Annotated in this window: 12 protein-coding genes; 7 read left to right on the top strand and 5 right to left on the bottom strand. The window is 41.9% G+C overall.

Annotation, left to right across the window (positions count from 1 at the left end; all coding sequences use genetic code 11):
• Positions 1 to 83: 83 nt before the first annotated feature.
• The gene (locus G9X63_RS08780) at positions 84 to 3,251 is read right to left on the bottom strand and encodes a PAS domain S-box protein (RefSeq protein WP_252622561.1); all 3,168 of its coding nucleotides are present in this window, start codon (positions 3,249 to 3,251) and stop codon (positions 84 to 86) included.
• 72 nt (positions 3,252 to 3,323) lie between these two features.
• Between G9X63_RS08780 and rsmA the strand changes: the two genes are divergently transcribed.
• From rsmA to G9X63_RS08760, 4 genes are read left to right on the top strand one after another with little or no spacing between them, the layout of a single operon-like run.
• Positions 3,324 to 4,106 (top strand): 16S rRNA (adenine(1518)-N(6)/adenine(1519)-N(6))-dimethyltransferase RsmA, encoded by a 783-nt coding sequence (rsmA, locus tag G9X63_RS08775; RefSeq protein WP_130896242.1) that lies wholly within the window; start codon positions 3,324 to 3,326, stop codon positions 4,104 to 4,106.
• A gap of 50 nt (positions 4,107 to 4,156) precedes the next feature.
• Complete coding sequence (gene mgtE / locus G9X63_RS08770) at positions 4,157 to 5,533, top strand: magnesium transporter (protein WP_130896241.1); 1,377 nt, start codon at positions 4,157 to 4,159, stop codon at positions 5,531 to 5,533.
• Between the two features lie 2 nt (positions 5,534 to 5,535).
• Positions 5,536 to 5,985: a D-aminoacyl-tRNA deacylase gene (gene dtd, locus G9X63_RS08765; protein ID WP_252622559.1), complete on the top strand. Its 450-nt coding sequence runs from the start codon at positions 5,536 to 5,538 to the stop codon at positions 5,983 to 5,985.
• Between the two features lie 2 nt (positions 5,986 to 5,987).
• Positions 5,988 to 6,314: a nucleotide pyrophosphohydrolase gene (locus G9X63_RS08760; protein ID WP_130896239.1), complete on the top strand. Its 327-nt coding sequence runs from the start codon at positions 5,988 to 5,990 to the stop codon at positions 6,312 to 6,314.
• Here G9X63_RS08760 and G9X63_RS08755 read toward each other — a convergent pair.
• A complete protein-coding gene (locus G9X63_RS08755) occupies positions 6,311 to 6,970 on the bottom strand; it encodes a hypothetical protein (protein WP_252622556.1) in 660 nt (219 codons plus the stop codon). The two genes, G9X63_RS08760 and G9X63_RS08755, sit on opposite strands and share 4 nt — an antisense overlap.
• Before the next feature lie 123 nt (positions 6,971 to 7,093).
• Between G9X63_RS08755 and G9X63_RS08750 the strand changes: the two genes are divergently transcribed.
• Genes G9X63_RS08750 through G9X63_RS08740 form a run of 3 tightly spaced genes read left to right on the top strand, consistent with a single transcriptional unit; the run spans position 7,094 to position 10,499 of the window.
• Positions 7,094 to 7,981, top strand: a complete 888-nt coding sequence (locus G9X63_RS08750) for an outer membrane beta-barrel protein (RefSeq protein WP_252622554.1) — start codon at positions 7,094 to 7,096, stop codon at positions 7,979 to 7,981.
• A 16-nt stretch (positions 7,982 to 7,997) separates the two neighbouring features.
• Positions 7,998 to 9,254: a DEAD/DEAH box helicase gene (locus G9X63_RS08745; protein WP_130896236.1), complete on the top strand. Its 1,257-nt coding sequence runs from the start codon at positions 7,998 to 8,000 to the stop codon at positions 9,252 to 9,254.
• Positions 9,255 to 10,499 carry an alkaline phosphatase family protein gene (locus G9X63_RS08740; protein WP_252622551.1) on the top strand — a complete coding sequence of 415 codons (1,245 nt, stop codon included), beginning with the start codon at positions 9,255 to 9,257 and terminating at the stop codon, positions 10,497 to 10,499. It abuts the gene before it with no gap.
• Positions 10,500 to 10,505: 6 nt separating this feature from the next.
• On the opposite strand, the gene G9X63_RS08735 is transcribed toward G9X63_RS08740, so the two are convergent.
• The 3 genes from G9X63_RS08735 to G9X63_RS08725 form a co-directional block, all read right to left on the bottom strand.
• A complete protein-coding gene (locus G9X63_RS08735) occupies positions 10,506 to 11,372 on the bottom strand; it encodes a bestrophin family protein (RefSeq protein ID WP_252622550.1) in 867 nt (288 codons plus the stop codon).
• A 174-nt stretch (positions 11,373 to 11,546) separates the two neighbouring features.
• The gene (locus tag G9X63_RS08730) at positions 11,547 to 12,464 is read right to left on the bottom strand and encodes a hypothetical protein (RefSeq protein WP_252622548.1); all 918 of its coding nucleotides are present in this window, start codon (positions 12,462 to 12,464) and stop codon (positions 11,547 to 11,549) included.
• Positions 12,465 to 12,466: 2 nt separating this feature from the next.
• The gene (locus tag G9X63_RS08725) at positions 12,467 to 21,082 is read right to left on the bottom strand and encodes a LamG-like jellyroll fold domain-containing protein (RefSeq protein ID WP_252622546.1); all 8,616 of its coding nucleotides are present in this window, start codon (positions 21,080 to 21,082) and stop codon (positions 12,467 to 12,469) included.
• Between the last annotated feature and the right edge of the window lie 18 nt (positions 21,083 to 21,100).

Here is a 21,100-nt window from a genome sequence, read left to right as displayed (position 1 = left end):
ATCAAAACCCAATCGATAAATTCGGAAAAAATGACATTAAAATACACGCATACCTAGAGAAAAACACGCCATAATGGCGCATATTAGGCAAATTTGGCTTTTATCGCGTCTTCGAAATTCTTTAAAGCAATTTGCAGATCGACGATCTCGCTGGCGAATTGGGTGAAATCACAGACTTTGGCCTTCAACTCGATCTTTTCACAGATCGAATGCACTTGTGCGGCACCTAAAGTTCCTGAATTTCCTTTCAAGGTATGCAGTTCGGATTGGACTCCTTTGCAACTACCGGAAGCGTGGGCAGAAATAGCAGCCGCAATCTGCTCTTTGGCCTCCACAATAAACTCTTCTAACATACTTTGCACAAAGGCCGGATCTCCGCCCACAGCATCCGAAAGGGAGGCTAAAACTTCTTCGTCGACCACAAAATCGGTGTTCAATAAAGCCTCCTGAATGACGCCATGTCCATCAGACACCCAGCGCGACACCATGGCAATGATTTGCTGCGCGCGTATCGGTTTGGCCAAATAATCGTCCATCCCGGCTGCCAAGAAGCGCTCGCGATCCTCTTTCATCGCATAAGCCGTCATCGCCACGATAGGTGGTAAAGCGGCTAGATTCAATGCTTTCAGGCGACGTGTTGTTTCCATTCCATCCATTTCTGGCATTTGGATATCCATCAAGACCAAATCAAAATTCGCGTCTTTTTGCAAAATATCAATGGCTTCCTGGCCTCTGGAGGCCATTAAAACCTCACACCCCGCCTTCATCAAAATCTGACTTGCCACCTTGCGATTCGTGGCATTATCGTCCACTAACAAGACCCGCGCATGTACAGAATGCAAAGTCCCTGAAATGGAAAGATTCTCGTCTTTCTTCGTTTTGGCCGCTAGAGAAGAATCCCCTATCGCGAGTTTAATCGTAAACCAGAACGTACTTCCCTTTCCCTCCACTGACTCCACCCCGATATCACCGTCCATCATCTTACAGAATTCACGCGAAATCGCTAAACCTAATCCGGTGCCGCCGTAGTTCTTGGAAGTGGAATTATCGACTTGCTGGAAAGCGTTAAAGAGTTTTTCTAAATTCGTAGGACTGATACCAATCCCCGTATCCGATACTCGGACTTCTAATTCTGCCCATTCAGGAGTCACGGAAAGCGGCTTTACCGTAATGAAAACGGAACCATTCTCTGTAAACTTCAGGGCGTTCGATGTAAGATTCGAAAGAATCTGTAATAGGCGCGTCTCATCTGCCTTCACATAAGCGGGCACCTTATCGTCTAAGATATAGGAGACTTTATTCCCTTTCTGATGTGCTAATGGCGTAAATAAAGCCATCAAGCGATCAAAAACATCCTCTAACAGAATATCCGTCGGATGTAAGACCATTTTACCAGCTTCGATTTTGGCCAAATCCAAAATGTCATTCAAAATATGCAGTAGCGTCTCCGATGACTTACGAATCGTTTGTAAATAATCCCGTTGTTCTTCCTCTAATGGTGTATCACACAACAAATCCACCATCCCAATCACCCCATTCATAGGTGTCCGGATTTCGTGCGACATATTCGCTAAAAACTGTTCCTTCACTTTAAGCGAGTGCTCCGCTTGTTCGCGGGCTTCCACCAGTTCGGTTTGGTACTTCTTAATATCCGTGATATCCCGAGCGATACCCGAAACTTCGGAAATAATGCCCTGATCTAAAATGGGATTCAAATAAATTTCTAACCAGCGATCCGTCCCATCTTTCTTCTTCAGACAAAGCTCAAAGTGCTGTTTCATGCCTCTAAACGCTTGTTTATAATGCTCCTCCATCGCTTTGCGCTCCTCCGGCGCCATCATCTTGAATCCCATCGTCTCCGAGCTGAAATTCAATTGTGGCGTAATCCCCAGTTCTTGCTGCAATAAGTCCGCATAGTCGTGGTTAAAGCTCATCAATAGTAAGCGTTTATTCACAGACCACATGAGGTGAGACGAACTTTCGAAGATGGAATTCAAACGTGCGGTTTCTCTGGCCAAAGCCTCTTCCGCCTGCTTTCTCGATATCGCAATCGCCACTTGCCCCGAAATAAAGTCTAATAACTCTAAATCTCGGTTCTCGTACTTGTTCGCCCGCTCATAGGACTTTACTCCAATGATACCCGTCACCCGATCACCGATGCGGAGGGGAACACAGAGCATAACTTTGGGAACCACCCCATACAAGTAAATCTTCTTCTCTGCCGCTAACTGATGGATCTCATCATCGTGCAAGATCAAAGGCTTATTCGCCATCAAGGCATATTCCGTCAAGCCATTCCCTAGGCGGCGCTTCGTAAAGTGCACCCGGGAATTAAAGTACTCATCGATGTAGTAAGGGAAATAAATATAGCTCTTCCCCGGATCGTATTGCGCGATGAAGAAGTTCTTCACGTCGATCACCTCGCCTAATTGCTTGTGGATGTTCACAAAGAGATCATCCAGATTCGAGGAATTAATGGCTACCTGAGAAATAGAAGAGAATAATTTATTCGCGCGCTCGGCACGTACTTTTGCCGTAGAATTGTGCAAAATACAGCGATAAGCAGTAGGCACGCCTCTTTCGAAACGGCAAGTCACTGAACCAGAAACGTACAGACGACGCCCGTCTTTTCGTCTAAAAACGGCCGTAAATTCTGGAATGTCCTCCCCTTTCGATAACGCATCGAATTGCGCTTGTGTCTGGTGTGCAAACTCGGGATGCAGTACATCCTGAATCTTTAAATCTTTAGCTTCCTCCTCGGTATACCCCATGGTTTCTAACCAGGCACGGTTTACGAACAGGAATCGACCGGTCACCCCGGTGATTTGGATCAGGTCAGTCGTATTGTTAATTAAGTCTTGTAATTGGGCATTCGAGCGAGAAAGGGCCTCGGACACTTTCTTCTTCTCGCTAACGTCCTCCCCTATGATACTCAGGAAATTATCGCTCACGACGGTAGAAGCCACTTCTACCCATTTGATGGCCCCTGATTTCGTTTTATAATTTCGTTCGCGTTCTTCGAATAGACCACCGGTCTGGATCGCTTTGTCAAAGGAGGTACGGCGGATTTCGCTTTCTCCGTCCGGGACAAGGGTGCTAAAAAAGTCCTTTCCATTTAATTCCCCCGGCTTGTAGCCAAGCAATTGATGCGTGTAGGCATTCGCATGCGTGATGGTGCCATCGAGCGCCATAACGATGCCAAAAAGCTTCAGGGAATCCAATGTTTTAATCAGGGCCTGCTTGTCCTCCATGCCTTAAATCGAAAATTTTGTTTAAATGTACAAAAAAGGGCTTAATTTTACTCCTTAAACCCCAGAGACCCGGTGCAAGTAAGAGCAAAAAAGAGTTTAGGACAACATTTTTTAAATGATTTAGACGCGGCAAAGCGCATCGTAGATGGCTTGCAGCCTGCTGGAGCCTATACGAAAGTATTGGAGATTGGGCCGGGGATGGGTGTGTTGACACAATTTTTGGTCAAAAAAACCGAATACGAAACCTCCCTCATCGAAATCGACAAAGAGTCCGTTGACTATTTACGCAAGAACTACTTGGAGTTTACCGGGCCGCGCTTAATCGACGGCGATTTCTTGCGTTATCCGTTAGAGAACATTTTTGGCGATGAAAAATTCGCCATCGTAGGAAACTTCCCCTATTTCATTTCGACGCAGATCTTCTTCCGCATTTTGGAATACAAAGACCAATGCATCGAGGTGGTAGGCATGCTTCAAAAAGAAGTGGCGGTGCGCCTCGCGGCAAAACCAGGAAATAAAGACTACGGCATTTTAAGCGTGCTTTTACAGGCCTTTTACGATATTGAATACTTATTTAGCCTAGGACCGGAGGTATTTACCCCTCCTCCCAAAGTTAACTCCGGCGTCATTCGACTCGTACGGAACTGGGACAAAAAACTAGAATGCGATCCAGCTAAATTCAAGTCTTTAGTAAAGATGGCCTTTAACCAACGTCGCAAGACTTTGCGTAATGCCCTCAGAGCCTTGCAATTACCTGAACATCCCTTACTCAGCAAACGCGCAGAACAACTAGGCGTAGCGGAGTTCACCGAGTTAACGATTTTATGGAAAGATAATGGCTACCTAGGCGCTTAATCGATCTATTTTTACTAATTTGCGCTGTTTCATCTAAAATCCCTCACATCATGGAAGAAGTTAACCCAAATCACCTTCCGTTTGAACTGACTAAAGAGTTCATAGAGGACATTCGCTTGTTAATCGAAAATCAGGCGAATGAGGAGATTTTATTGAAACTAGATGAGCTTTTCCCAGCGGACATCACCAGCATTTTAATCGAGTTAACGACGGAAGAGGCAAAATATTTGGTGCTATTAATTGACACGAAAATCGCCGCCGAAATCATCTCAACCCTAGACGCAGATGACCGCAAAAAATTCTTAAAGCACTTTACCTCTAAGGAAATTGCCGCCTATATCAACGTAATCGATTCCGATGACGCAGTAGATATCCTGAATGAACAACCTGTCAAAGTACGTGAGGAAGTGATCGCACTCCTGAAAGACCGCGAACAGGCACGTTTCATCATCGATTTAATGCATTACGACGAAGACTGCGCAGGTGGTCTAATGCAGAAAGAGTTAATCAAGATCAACATCTCTCAAACCGTGACCGAATGTGTCGAAGAGATCCGCAAACAAGCGGAAGACGTGGAGAAAGTCTATTCGGTATACGTGATCGACGACGATGGGAAGTTATTAGGCACCGTTTCCTTAAAGAAAATCATTTTAGCGAAGCGTGGTTCTAAGATCGCGGACGTGTATGAGGATGATGAAATTGTTTCGGTTCAGACCTATGCCTCCGGCGAGGAAGTAGCCGATTTAATGCAGAAATACGACTTAGAGGCCATTCCGGTGGTTAATATTCAAGGCCGATTATTAGGTCGCATCACCATCGATGACGTGGTCGATTTCATCACAGAATCCGCACAAGAAGATATTCAGGTCATGGCCGGTATCTCGGAAGACGTGGAAGAAGATGACTCCGTGTGGTTATTAGTGCGTTCTCGGCTGCCTTGGTTGATTGGTGGTATGGTGGGTAGTTTTTTGGCTGCCAAAATCATCGATCGTTTCGACGATACCATCTCCGTTTTACCTGCCATTTCTGCCTTCATTCCCTTGATCGGTTCGACCGGTGGTAATGTAGGAATTCAATCTTCTTCCTTAATCGTTCAGTCATTAGCAGACAAAAGCGGTTTAGATACTACGTTATGGAAACGTCTTCAGAAAGTGTTATTAGTCGCCCTCATTAATGCATTAATCGCGGCGATATTTGCTTTCGGTTGTTCTTTATTGGTGGATTCAGGCCAAATCATGTTATCCATGACCGTTTCCATCTCACTTTTCGCGGTGGTAATGCTGGCTAGTCTAATGGGTACCATAACCCCCTTGGTATTAAATCAATTAAAGATTAATCCAGCAGTGGCGAGTGGTCCCTTTATCACGACGACGAACGACATTCTAGGCTATGGGGTCTATTTCATGATCGTCTACCTACTCTTGTAATTATGATTGCCGTTATTCAACGCGTAAGTCAAGCTACTTTGCAAATCGATAATGCATTGCAGGCCTCTATTCAACAGGGTTTTGTCGTTTTACTAGGCATCCACGTGGATGACACGCCGGAAGATGTGGCTTATTTAGCGGGCAAAATCGCAGGATTACGTATATTCTCCGATGAAGAGGGAAAAATGAATTTGGATTTACAGGCCATTCAAGGCGAGCTCTTATTAGTGAGTCAATTTACGCTTTATGCGGCGACTCGCAAGGGGAATCGCCCTAGCTTTTTGGAATCCGCAAAACCTGAACAAGCCATTCCGCTATATGAGCTGATGATTAAAACCTTGTCAGACAAACTAGGCCAAAACATACAAACCGGCGTCTTCGGTGCCGATATGCAAATCAACTTTACAAACGACGGACCTGTAACTATCATCATCGACTCTAAAAACCCCTAATTATGACGATTTCAAACGCGCAACAACAAGTAGACGAGTGGATTAAGACCATTGGAGTTCGCTATTTCAGCGAGCTAACCAATATGGCGATGTTAACGGAGGAAGTGGGCGAAGTCGCTCGGATTATCGCGCGTCGCTACGGGGAACAATCGGAGAAAGAATCAGATAAAAATAAGGACTTAGGTGATGAGATGGCTGATGTGCTTTTCGTATTAATTTGTCTGGCAAACCAAACCGGTATTAACCTAGAAGAGGCTCTGAAACAGAACCTCTTAAAGAAGACGGAACGTGATGCGGACCGCCACAAGAATAACCCTAAATTAGCTTAGTGAACCGGCATTTGACTGGATTCGATCTTCTTTGCGATACCTTTCCCCTCTTCTTTTGACGGAATGTAAGGCTTCAAAATCGTGATTTGCTCTAGGACTGGATTCATTTGCTGAATAGCTGGATGACGCACATCAAATTCAGCCTCGCCAGACACTTTATTGAATTCTTCTACGGAGATAATTTGGCGTTTGTTTCGAAATGAAACCAGATGAGTCAGGGTGCTGTCTCCTGCTAATTTCCCTCCCTCCCAAGAAACGACTGAACCTCCGTGTGCCCATCCAAAGCCTGAGATCGTAAAGTTTTTCGTATTCAACTTCTCTACCTCTTGAAGAGGTAAACCTAAATACAAGCCAGAAGCCGTTTTCCAAGCAGAACTTTCGCCCTGAATACTTACATCGGAAATTTTACCCTCATGAAAGAATACATTGGCTTGCTTAGCCGTACCAGGAAAAATGATTGCTCCTTTCAGCGTATCATCCCCTGAAACAATGGCGGTGTCTAAAATGACTGATTTAGCCCCGTATTTAGCGATTAGGCCTTTGGCATCCGTACAGGTCAACACTTCATTTAAGTTCTCTGTGGGAACGCTCACTTCAGCGTTAGATCCACAAGAAGCCAAAACGGCCAATGACAAAAGGAGTACAATTTTTTTCATGGTTACAGAATTATAGTTAAAATTAGCGAAGCTTCCCGACAGAAGCAAGTTAGAAATATTCCAAATTAGGTCCCTAACGTTTATCGAATAATGCCTATATTTGTTTTTAAAATGCTGCATCCTATGCTTCGAATAAATTCCTTACTCCTGCTATTTCTGTTGGCTTTCAGTTCAACTACGCAAGCTCAATTTTGGAAAATTGGTAAAAAAGGAGGAACCGGCTTCAAAAGATCTACTTTTAATCCGCATACTTCTCTTGGTTTTGGGGCGGGTAGCTCCCATTACTATAGCTTAACGGATGAATTAGGCATGTTTAATCGCCTGGTAAATGACCAAAGCCGTTTCAATGTAGGTGCACATTTGACCCGCCATGTCAGCAAACATTTTTCGATTAAAGGCAACTTAAATTATATCCGCTTGGCGGGAAATGATTATACCTTTGACAATTCCGCACTGCTTCCAACTACACCCGATTTGCGTTTCCGTTTCAGAAATGACGTCGTGGAATTTGGTCTTTCTGGGCTTTTGGAATTAAATGGAAATCAACAAAATTATCTGAAGCGCAACCGTTTCTCTCCGTATTTATCTGCAGGAATTGCCTTGGTTTCTACTAATCCAGAACTCTATCAATTAGATTCATTGGGGGGAGCTGGTTTACCAAACGCGTCTTGGCGGAATTATGCTGACGTGATCGCAAGTGATTACCCCACGAATCCGATTCGCAATTTTGATGAGACCATTCCATCCATCGGTTTTTCTATTCCAGTAGGGGTAGGTTTCCGTTATCGGTTGAATGACTTTATGGATTTTGGCTTTGAAGCTAGCTTACGTACGCAATTAGGTAATCTTTTTTCAGCACCTAAAAACCAACCGGCTCAGACAGAGTTGACGACGAAACTTTTAATTCCCTCCCAATACGCGACGAACTTAGTCGATCACTATTTTGTTACCCAATTTCAGTTAATCTTCCATCTAGATCGAAGCATTGATTGTCCACCTATCAGAAGGTAAAATAAACACACATACTTTGACATTTGAAGAACTAGGGCTCAGCCCACAAATTTTAGACGGTATTAGTTCCATGGGATACAAGACCGCAACGCCGGTTCAATCCCAAGTTATACAACCCATTTTAGCGGGCCGCGACATTTTAGCCTCAGCCCAAACCGGAACCGGCAAAACCGCCGCTTTCCTTTTGCCCATCATCCACAAATTAATTACCGAACCTCATCCCGAGGACCACATTAATGCCCTAATCATTGTTCCTACCCGTGAACTAGCCATTCAAATCGCCGGAAACATGGAAGGTTTAGGTTATTTCACGAATGTGAGCTCGATCGCCATTTATGGTGGGGGAGATGGAAATTCCTTTACGACGGAGAAAACCGCTTTAACAAGCGGCGTTGATATCGTGGTATGTACCCCGGGTCGCATGATTGCCCACTTAAATATGGGCTATGTAAACCTAAAGCACTGTAGTTATTTAGTGCTCGACGAGGCGGATCGCATGCTAGACATGGGATTCTCTGATGATTTAATGAAGATCATTTCGTTCTTGCCTGAAAAGCGCCAGAACCTCTTATTCTCCGCGACCTTTGCGCCGAAGATGCGGACCTTGGCCCAAAAACTATTGCAAAATCCGGTCGAAATCAACATCGCCGTTTCGAAACCCCCAGAGCAAATCGTTCAGGAGGCTTTCGTGGTCTACGAGAAGCAAAAGAGTCCGCTCGTGAAGCACCTGTTGAAGTTGCAGGATTATACCCGCGTGATCGTTTTCTGTTCCAAAAAGCAAAACGTTAAATCCCTGACGGCTGATTTAAAACGTGCGCGATTCTCTGTGGAAGAGATTCACTCGGATTTAGAGCAAGACGTTCGCGAGCAGGTATTGCAAGATTTTAGAAACAAGAAGACGAAGATTTTAGTAGCGACGGATATCTTAAGCCGCGGTATTGACATCGACGAAATCGAATTAGTCATTAATTACGACGTGCCAAACGACGGCGAGGATTACATTCACCGCATCGGTCGTACCGCACGTGCACAGACGAAAGGAACTGCCTACACGTTTATTACCGAGTCCGAGCAACGCAAGTTTAAGACAATCGAAGATCTGTTAGAGAAAGAAGTAACGAAAGCAGCGGTACCGGAGGAATTTGGGGAGACACCTGAATACAATCCAGCTGCTCAAAAAAGTTCTTTCGGAGGCTATAAGGGCGGGGGCAAATCTGGCGGAGGAAAGTCCGGTGGAGGAAAATCTGGTGGTAAATTCTGGAAAAAGAAGTAAATGAGAATACTCGCTTTATTATTGATTTTTAGCCTTTCAGGCTGGGCACAAGATACCACCCAACACATCATTGCGGGTAGATCCAATGCGAAGATCCAACAAGAAAAGCCCTACGTTATACTCATTTCTGCGGATGGATTTCGATCCGATTTTTCGCATAAATACGAGGCGAAATTTCTGCAATCGAAAGAAACGTCCGGCGTAAAGGCGAGCTATATGCAGCCCTCTTATCCGTCGTTAACCTTCCCAAATCACTACAGCATCGCCACGGGTTTATACCCGGCGCACCACGGTTTAGTGGATAATACTTATTTAGACGTTCAATCAGGCCAAGAGTACCGCATGTCCAATAAGAAAATGGTGGGCGAGGGAAAATGGTATGGGGGAACACCACTCTGGGTGCTAGCTGAAAAACAGCAAATGATGGCCGCTAGCTTTTACTGGGTGGCCTCAGATGCAAACATTCAAGACACCTACCCCTCCTATTATTACGTATACAACGAGGTCATCGATATCAAAACACGTATCGCACAGGTCAAAAATTGGCTTTCCTTACCCGCTGACAAGCGACCGCATTTAATCACGTTCTACTTTCCGGAAGTGGATCACGACGCCCATGAATTTGGCCCAGAAGATTCACGTGTTAAGAATTCTGTTCAATTTGTCGACCAAGCCATCGCTGATTTAGAGGCTGCGCTTGCTCCCTTAGGCCTGCCCATCAACTTCGTTTTTGTCTCCGATCACGGCATGAAGGAGGTGGACAATGCAAATACAATAGGCAAACCTGCTCCATTGAATACCGCCGCATTTCAGGTGCCTTGGGGCGATGCTTTGTTGCATGTGTATGCTAAAGACCCATCGAAAATCGATTCTACCTACCAGGAATTGAAAAAGGATACGCGTTTTACGACATTTCGGCTTGATGAAACACCAGCACATTGGCATTACCGTAAATCGGATGATCGCTATAACCGTTTAGGGGATCTTTTATTAGTGCCCAAACTGCCGCAAGTATTCAACCTCTCTACCCGCAAAACCTCGAAAGGGAAACACGGTTTTGACACTGCTTTACCCGAAATGCGCGCTAGTTTCCAAGCCTGGGGCCCTTCTTTTAAATCTGGTCTTCAATTAGATGGATTCGAGAATGTAAACGTTTATCCTTTGATAGCCAAAATCTTAGGATTAACCTATGACCCCCAGGCGATTGATGGGAAGATCACCGTACTTCAAAAAGCCTTGAAATAAGCTCTATTACCCAAAAATCTCCTCCACATGCTTCTTAATGTTGGAAGCAATTTTCTCTGTAGGCAAATCATTGGCATCATTCCCAAAAGGATCTTCTATCTCCTCCGCAATTAGTTCTAAACTCGCAAGGACATAAAAGATAAATACAACAACAGGAATGACATAAAAACCTAGTGTAAATACATAACTAAAAGGTAAGGTCATCACATAAATGAAGATGAATTTCTTAATGAACGCACTGTAGGAATAGGGAATTGGGGTGTTTTTGATTCGTTCACAGGCTCCACATACGTCAGTAAATGACTGGAGTTCTGTATTTAAAAACAATAATTGATGTCCGCTAATTTTCCCCTCCTTATATAGTTCATGGATCTTATTTGTCATCATTTTAGCCACTTGATTCGGCTTGTGCTTCGCATGATCTATCGCTAAATCCAAATTATCATACAGCACTAAACCGGACTCTTCGGAGGTCAAATGCTTTTGAAGTATATGGGCATAGAGCGGAATTACTTTTTGAAAAAAATGGCGATCAATCTCGTTCTCTAAAATAGCAGCCAGTTTTAACGAGAAATTCCGACTATTATTCACTAAGGTTCCCCACAATTTTCGTCCTTCCCACCAACGATCGTATGCGGTATTCGTTCGATACGCTAATAGTAAGGAGATAACAAATCCCAGCATACCATGCATTATGGATATATTCTTTAACTTGCTGTCCTCCCCTAGGTGAAAATATTCCATCTCTAAGTAACAGATCAGGCCAGAATATCCTCCAATAAAAAACATGAGAGGCAATAGTTTTCGAAATGTATCGGACTGGTGAAATCTAAAAATAAAGGTGATCCAGTCTTTTGTATTGTAGCGTACCATCTCGAAATATACTTATTTATTTCAAAAAATCGTTTTCATTTCAAGGCACTAATTCGAAATCACCCTGTTCTACGCTGGTGCAAGGGGTTTCCTTCTCACATCCCAGAAACAGCAATAGAGGAGAAATGAAAACAGCAATCTTCAGATATCTTTTAATTTTTTCCATACACTAATTTATTTTTCTTTCAGTTTAATCTCGATGACTTTGCGTTCGTTTCCAATAGAAGCGATATAAGTACCTACTCCTACCTCAGGAAAGAGCGCCATGCCGTTAGAAACAATTTTATTCGAGACTTCTTTCCCGTTCTCCCATAATTGGACTGCCATTCCTTCTTGTTTTGAAACCACTTTTATGGCTCCTGGTGCAGAGCAAACTGCATCTTTCTTATAAAACAACGCGGCATTTGAAATCAAATTAACTTGAATTTGATAATTTTTCATTTCAGACTCATCTTCCGAAAGGACAACATAGGAAACGACAGTAGAGAAATCCTTAGTCATTTCGCCCGATTTTTGCTCGATTCCTTTTTCGAAAATTTTAGCTCCTTTACTTAACGTAAAAACGGGCTTTAAAGCTGATTTAGTGAAATTTTCAGATATAGCGATTTGAATTTTTTCGCCTGAAGTCACAGTTGAAATGGAAGGCACTTGTGAGAAATGGAATGAAACTAGTTCGGCTACCTTACTTAAGGCAGGTTCAGCAATACTGTACGATTGCGTGAGATTACCTTTGTGTTCATTAATCGTAAATGGGATTGATTTAGAGACAACGGTAATTTTGTTTTTGGCTTTATCATACAGTTTGAACGTAATTTTTTCGCCTTGTGTATTTGAAAAAATCGTTAAATAGGCATAGTAGCTGTTTTTACTCTGAACATAGGTTAATCCGCTAACTCCACGGCACTCCTCCCCCACAAAAGCCCCTACTTTATCTTCTGGGCCTATTAATTGAGTTCCATCTAAATTCAATTTCGCTACTAAAGTCATCGTATGCTGAAACTCATTTTCGTTCACAACCCAATCAGGTGAACTAACAAATAGCGAGTTGATGCTCAGAAAGAAAATCAGAAAAGGCAATTTCTTTTTATACATCATTAACGTTTTATGACCTTTTGGTATTGAATTTCCGTGCCTACCTTAAATTCTACAATATAGACACCACTCGGAATAACAGGTTGTATCTCCATTTGATTAAAACCTTCATTAAGCTCTACAATCCTATCATATACCGTTAATCCCATGGAATCATAGATTGTTATTTTAGCTCGTTCGCTCTTGTTTCCTAGGTAAGTCAATTTCAGTTGAGCAGTAAACGGATTAGGGCTTAAACTAAAACGGGAAGCAGCTAATTCAATAAGAATAGGTCTAGACAAACTACCCAATATAGCATTAGGGACAAATTGAATTTCTTTTGAAGTGGCTTGTTGCTCTATTCCAGTTCCAATAAAAGCCGTCAACAATTCAGTGGTATCTCCATAAATAGAAATAAACGCTACATCTTCTCCGTTGATGTTTTGGACAAGGCCGTTCCCCCTTAGTTCACCGTTTTTAGTCAGAAAGGAAACCGTTTGGAATCCTGGGGGAAGTTTTGCGATCAAGCTCATAGAGTTTTCAAAGCGAGTAAAATCGACTTGCGGTAGAGAAAGCCCGCCCACCGTTTTACGTATTGACTGATTATCCTGAAAGGCGACACCCTTCGAATTTTGGGCATTATCTACATTCAAATAACTAGGATAGTTAACTGATTTTGCCTCAGCAGACTTAAACATATAACCCACTCCCGCTTTCAGATAGGTTAACGTTCCTTTCCAACCTATGGGATTCGTGTAGATGGCAAACTCAGATTGAGACTTTATCAAATCCCCTTCTACAGGTGTAAAATTTGCTAAAGCTTCCCCTACAGGGACATTTTTTGAAACAACATACGGTAACCAATTCCAATTCGGAGTTAAATTAAAATTCCAAGTAGCTAAATCCACAGGGATACCTTTGATATTTAAATTTTGAGAGTTAGCTAATTTCACTTTATACATTTTGTCCAGCTTAATACCTCCACTAGCGCTTATTCCTCCTGTCCAGCCGCTGGCTGTAGAATCGAGGGTATTCAATTCATACGCATCAAATAAGGCAGGCGAATTCGACTGAATTAAATCGGAGGTCGCTAATTTCAATGTTTGGGTTAGCCTGTTTAAATTACTAAATCGTAGGTCGTTGACATTAAATGATGTCCAGGTCCAACCTTGATTAAAGGCTATTTGCTGTCCCGTAACGGCTGTATTTCTAAAAATAACAGGGGATGAATAGGTCCCTACTATTCCGTCTTGGGTGAAAGCCAGTACGTTTTGGTTATTGATCGTGGCTTCTTTTAACTTACCATCCGAGGCATCCCAAATATAAAACACCACAGATTCAGGAATTACCACATTACTATAGACTGTCAAGTAGACTACGTATTCATTAAAACTAGGATCAAATTGTACATTAGCCATCCCACGCACTTCCCCATTGACAATAGCGACTATTTTATCGTAAATATCGTCCGTAAATACACTATCCAGCTTTATACGACCGATGACATTCATCGATTGGGTGTATTTGCTCGGGTCTAATTTAAGTACAGGCTCTTTCGCTAACACTCTTAGATCTAGTTGGATCTTATTGTAATAACCTGAATTTGAAATCAATTCTAACACCGTATTGTAGTCTCCCACAGCTAAATTAGGATCCACCGTTGCTTTAAAAGTCTGTGATGTATTAGGCGCTAAAGTTCCAGACCTTGGTAAAACAGTCAACCAGCTGGGAACATCTAGGCTGTAGGTTTGGTCTATTCCCCCTTGATTAATGACCGTAATATCAAAAGTCAACGGTTCATTCGTTCTTTTCATTAGGTTGACGACTTCACTTTGTCCTTCGATGAACCATTTAATGGGATTCTTCGCAATATAAGCTGTCCAAGTGATAGGGGAAGCTTGACTATTATCCGCTAAATCATTTACATTCGAAACGGTGATCGTAGCGACCTTGCCTTCCACACTGGCCCAATCAGTGATACTGGGTTTAAGAACAATCTCATCCGCATTAATCACAGCGTCCACAAACACCGATTCTGTTAGCCTATATTGCTTTATACCAGGAGCCACATCCGTATAACTCTGTGCGCTGTTCAATTTAGCATAGGTACTTGTTTGACTAAATGCATTGAACGGATAAAAGTATTTAGGGCCTTTATCTAGATACGTGGCAGGTTTATTAAAGGTAGCGTATAGAAGTAAACCCGTACTAGAAACATTTACTTCAAAGTAGCGATCGGCTTTAATTTGCTCCGCAGTACGAGCTGATTTCCAAAAGGAAAGTTCATCTAACTGTCCACTAAAAAAACGCGTATAATCCGTAGATCCATCTATCCTTTTTATAGCTTGCGCACCTAGCTGTATCGTACTTCCATTAAAGCCACCGAGTTCGTTACTTGGATAGGTGGCGGTCTCTTTACCATCTATATACATCCTGAGTGTCCCATTTCTTGTTAAACTCAGGGCAATATGGTGCCATGTATCATTATTCACCGGGATAGAACCGAAGGAATACGTTTTAGATTCTGCTTTCAAGTCTAGTCCACCCGTTGAATTGAGGACTAATGACCATTTATTTCGATATCCATTACTCTCGATGGCATCAGAAGTATCCTCAAAACCATTCGATAACAAAGTACCCAAAGTCGTTTGATTTGTTTTCATCCATAAAGAAAGGGTTACATCCATTTCTTTTGTGATCACAACTCTAGAGACAGAATCTAATTTTAAATAGGACAAACCATCAAAATTGTAAGCAGTGCCTTTAGGGAAAATATCCCAATTCACGTTTTCTAAAGTCAGATGCTTATACCTAGCTAAATCATTTGCAAGCGTTCCATTGCCTTCATTTAGAGGCCAATAACCAATTAAACCTGGCTCATTGCCACTAAAGGTAGAATTCATGTTTATTGCTGCTTGCTCTCTGGAGATGGCTTTTTTCCAAAACCGCAAATCGTGCAAATTCCCTTTGAATGAATTCCCCCCTAGGGAAATGGGGTTAGGGTTCGTAAAATTCAACGGGTTAACAAAAACATTCCATGTTTTAAGTGTGCTATTTTCAATGATACTTAGCTTTTTAGTAGCTGCCTCATAAGAAAGTGCATAGAAATTAAAGGTGCTATCCTTTGCGATGGGCGTTCTCAAAGATTGACCACCAATCGTATACTGTAGATCATTATTAATCAATTCAATTTTGATCCCTCCTTCTTGACTTAATAAAGTAGAAGTACCCATCGGACTTCTATTATTTAACCAAAACTCGATACTAAAATCACCTGTTGTAAGGGCTGGTTTCTTGATAGTGGCCACATTACTCTCTCCGTTAAATGCTAGAGAAACTTCATGAGCGACAGGCAATTGGTTTGTTTGGACTAAAAATTCAAAATTAGTAACCGTCCCATTTTTCTTCACTGGCTCATTAAAACGAAGCGTAATATCATCCCCTATGTTCAATATTCCATTCTTAGGAGTAGGCGTACTGAATAAAACGGGAGAAGATAAATCTACTTTACCTTCTATTATCTCAGACTCAAAAGTCGTTTGATTCGTGCAACTAGAGTGAGCCCTTATTTCATAAGTCCCATTGGCTAAACCTGAACTTACAATATCCCAACCAAAAGTCATCTCAGGGCCATTAAGCCATTCCACATCATCTTCCCCTCCAGCCATAGCGGCATTCGCTTCGGACTGATTTTTATAATAGGTCCTTAATCCTTTCCAATTAGAAGTACCTTTTAATCGATAATCTACATTAATTTGCTTGAAATTAGAGAAATCGCGATTATAGTCCCCAATCTTAATGTAAACAGGCTTCGTTTGATTACTCACTAAATTGTCAACCGAATTATTTTTATTGAGTAACCAATTCATATCAGGACTTAAAATTCGAACAGGGGTACACGCTGGAACGAAATTGGCTGACAAGAGTACCGTATCGACTGCCTGCTCATCACAGGTGGATTCAAGTAAAACACGAATGTTATCGTACTTAAATTGATCTTGCTTTACTTTTTTAAGGGTCAAGGTGTAGGTAACGGTTCTTCCCGCAGGAATGTTAATTAAGGTACCATTCGGTTCGACATTGATGAGGGCGTTATCAGGATTTGAACTTTGATCCACCACTAGTTTAAAAACAGCGTCTTTTTTGACCGTACTTGCATTACTAAGTTGAAGTACAAATTCCGCATTACGACCTTCATACATTCCAGAAACGGAGCGATTTAGCACCGTAATATCCGGCCGTTCCAAGGGCATAGTCGCCACAGAAAGCGCGACACTTTCTGAGGCGCTAAGAGGAACTATATTAGTCGCCAAGTTGGTTACATTAGGGTGATTTGGCTTATAAAAATGAGACAATTCTGCCCCTTCAAATGGACAAGAAGTTTCGCCTCCTTTTGTAATAAATAAAGGTCCATTCCCATCAAACGCATTGATCACATCCACACTTAACAAGTTTCCTCTATCGATATCTCGGAGTGTATAGTTAATCGTCGTTGATTCATTATTTACGTCTTCAGACGAACTACTATTTCCGGAGCCAGATGAATTAACCGTATTCATTTCAAATCCAGTTTCATTAAAAGCGGCACCAAAGGCTAATGCAACAGATTCATCCAATTGCACTTGATACGAAAGCGTATTGGAGGTTAACTGTTCAATTTGAGTACCCTTCGTAATTCCTCCTACGCCAGCATCTAAAGAGATATTTTCATAAAAAGTACTATTTAATAAATCTTTCAATTTTTTGCCTGTGGCAGACAATTTTGAGGTAACAGGATCTTTTAAGGTTTCAATGATTGCATCTAAGGACAACCGTAACGAATCCTTGGACTTAAATGCCTGGTATTTAGCTAATTCATTATTTAATATGATTTTTCGCCACAAGTTGATGGAGGAATTATAGGCATTTCTGGACAAAACTCCGCCGGCATTTTCAGTCAACGTCCCATTGTCTATTTGGGTGATAATACTTTCGTATTTAGGAATTAAATCCGTCAAAATAGTTCGTTGAGAATAGACAAACATCGTTTTTTCAGGCGCCTCATTAAAATACATCGCCTTATTAACGTTAGGGTACAAGACGGCCGAAACGCTACCATTTTTCACGGGAATTGCTAGCGCCGCATTATAGGTGGTAGCTAAGGTTAATTGATCATAAGTGCCATAAAATTGATTGGCAGATGAGCCAATATACAAATCGGCATCGCTACCCACCCAATCTGGATCATCACTGGTAGAAATGGATTGGTTAAAGGAATACGTGTTCGTAACGCTATTTCCATCCGTCGAGGTTTGAGCCATGGAAACTCCTGAGGAAATATCGTTCGTTATTTGCGTTTCCATAACGGGACCCAATAAACCTCCTCCCACGCTTAATTTAAAACCTAGAGAGATGGTGGCATTTAATTCATTGGCATTATTCGAGCTAGACGAGTTCTCTTTCGTAAAACTAAAAGTGGATCCTTTTTCAATGGTTGTCGAACTATTCGAACCTGGTGGATCACGTAACACAAAATCTGGCAATTCGGGACCAGCCGTTACAAATGTTTGGGAGCCATCTGCCACACCGCCTAACACAATTCCTTGCTGGTAATACGCATTGTCGATAGGTTTCTCTACCCCATTCAACGAATAATTTAACTGGAGCGTTCTTTTATACAACGTACTGGAATTGGTATTCGGATTCCCCCCTTTAAAACGATAAATGGTTATACTCGGATCAGAAGCCAATACTTCAAATCGTTCACTGTTAGCTAATGCCAAATTATTCGTAGCGACTATACTTCCACCCTCCACAGGAACAGAACTTACCTGAGGATTTGCTACACTCTGATCATAGTTATAGTAATTTTCAAGCCCTTGAATCCGAATGGAATAATCAGCGAATTGTGTGTAAATAGGCACTATTGAAGCCGAATAAGGGACTAATGGCTGAAGTGTATAGGTAGTCGAACCTACTTTAATTTCAGAGTCGGCAGTCTGACTAATGACATTGTGTATAGGCGTGGCTATATGAGTAAATTTTAACACTTCATGGTAGGGCTCGCCTGTAATACTGGTGTCTTTAGCGGTATAAGTAGGGTATTGTAGCGGTTTAATGGTGGTATAATTCAATGTCCTATCCTGACTAAGCAGTAAGGCATTATTAGGACTTTTACCACTTAAAAATGTTAGATCATCTTTTGAGAGTTGGTAACTCAAGGGTAACAATTTAACCCTAAATTCACCCGTTTCGCTATTGGTTAAAAAAGTAGTTTGATAGTCTCGCGTAACACTTGTGGCTCCAGCAGGGACATGACCTAACTTAATACTCGCTCTACCAATATTATTGAAGGAAGTGTACGCTTCAGATTGAGAAACTTGATTTTCATCCGTGTACTCATGTATTTTCCTTCCCTTATCACCAAAACCAAGCGGCATTCCCGCTTGCTTTAATCCACCTACTACTCGACCCACAACGGTCACTTTAGTCGTATCGATAAAAGTGATAGGCTCATCCCTATCCTCGAAAAAATCCTGATAGGTATTGATATAGGTCGTATCTTGATTCACGACTGATCTTGTCCTGGCGGGATACCGGCCTTCTAGGTCAAAGGTATGACCACTTTTTACCACACTAATTGCATGCTTTCCGATGGGAACTTCAATCGTAAATTGTCCATTGATATCCGTTTGAATAGGAACATTATTCGCATCGATTGCCGGTGTATTGTCGATATTAACATAGGCTCCAGGCACAGGAATTTTTGCATACCTATGAAGTTCTTGGATAGTACCCCCCGAATTTTTCACTGCCCAATATTCTCCCTTTTGATAGGTCAAATTGCCTTTTACATAGGCATTATAGGCTTCATCGTCTTTAATATCTCCTATAATTGCGGCATCTAAAGTAGACGAAAAAACCCCGCGACTATCGTACACCACTTGCCCTTTGAAGGTAAAGGAAGATTGATCAATAAAATCGACATTATTCACTACGGTAGACCCTGAACCTAAAAATGACAACTCTTGTTTGGGATTAAATTCATGCCTCCCTAAAGTAGGAACGATGGTATACGTGTCGCCTAGACCACTATAGGGTACTGAAGAAATCACATAATTACCAAATTCGTCTGTCACCCCTAAAACTCCCAGTTGCGTACTGGATGGAATATTCGTGATTTGATCCTCACTATTCGCCCAAGAAGGAGCAACGGGGGAATGACTTAATTTAGCGTTATTCCCATGAAAAATAAGTCCGGTTTGAGCTAAGTCATAGGCATAATCACCTGATCTTTCATTTGCTCTGATGTAAGTATTAAAACGGGCCTCATTGCCTTTCAAATAGCGACGAAAATCCCGCTGAATTTGAGCGGGTGTTAAAGCCGTTTCCCAGATTCGCAATTCATCAAAATAAGCCTCTTTACCACCCCCTATTTTAACACTAGTCCAAGTAGGTCTACCCAGGACATACGTGAATTTGTCTGCATAATTATTATTCGAATAAGCTACATTAACTGAAGCCGTGGCCGAGTTCAAATCTAAAATTGCATTCATTTTAGCCACATAGGCTGCATTAATTAAACGTCCATTAATGTAGACTTCCGGAATTTTATTATCCCGAATAACAAAGCTGATATGCGTAAAAGAGGAAAGTAGGGAACTGATGGGAATTAACCTATCATCCCCTTTATTGTCAATTTCACCACTTGGAATATAATGACTTATACTTAGGTTCGTATGAAAAGCATCTACATAGAGGACATCGTTAACAATTCTCAATTTAGTAGGATAGACATCTCCATTATCCATGTATAATTCAAACAGCTTTAACTCATCACCAGCAAAGGAAGCGGTGGGCTTTATCCAAGCTTGAAGTGTAACAGAATCTTGTAATCCTCGGTATAAATTGGGAATAGAGATATAACTGTTTGATGGCACTTTTAAGGAACTACCATACAAGGTATTACTACCCGTAGGCGTAGCAGAAACTAGCACATCTTTTACGGGGTTACCACCTGCATAAGCGATATTCCCGGTAATAACTCCCGTAGGATTACGGTAACCTATACCCGTTATGAAATTAGAATAAATAATTTCCAAACCCTCTACCTCAACCCCTTTGGCAAAAATCTTATACCGGTATAACTTGCCCCCCTCCACATTACTATCAGAAAATGTCCCTACATCACCTGCTAAGGTTTTTAAGGGTCTACCCCAATCTGGGCTTTCATTCGTTACATCCTCTGTCCGGTAAACCGTAATATTGATAATTCTTTCTTGATTCTTCTTAATGTCCCAATTGATTTCAATACGATCACTAAAATATCCCTTAGACACACTAAATGCATCTTCAGAAAACGTATTATACCGATAACGCACGCCCCAGGGAAAACCTAAATCCTTCACATAATTTTGGGTGGATGGCAAAGCGGAATTAGCTCCTTTTGTTAAGCCTACATAAGGCATACCAGACAGTAAAGCGACACTCTTAATGTAATAAGTGGAATCTCGCCCATTCACTACTTTCGAAATAGGGACCGTTATATTATCCTTTCTAGACGCAGTCGCACCTATAAACGTTTTTATAGTCGATTTCTCTTGGGCAACCAGAAGAGGAATACTGACTAGTAAAAGAAGGAGCGAAAGATAAAACTTCATCAGGTTATTATTAGGTAG

It is taken from the genome of Aquirufa antheringensis (assembly GCF_023921165.1).
In the GTDB taxonomy this organism is placed as follows: domain Bacteria; phylum Bacteroidota; class Bacteroidia; order Cytophagales; family Spirosomataceae; genus Aquirufa; species Aquirufa antheringensis.
The sequence above is the reverse complement of the archived record's forward strand: the minus strand, read 5'-3'. Positions and strand labels throughout refer to the sequence as shown.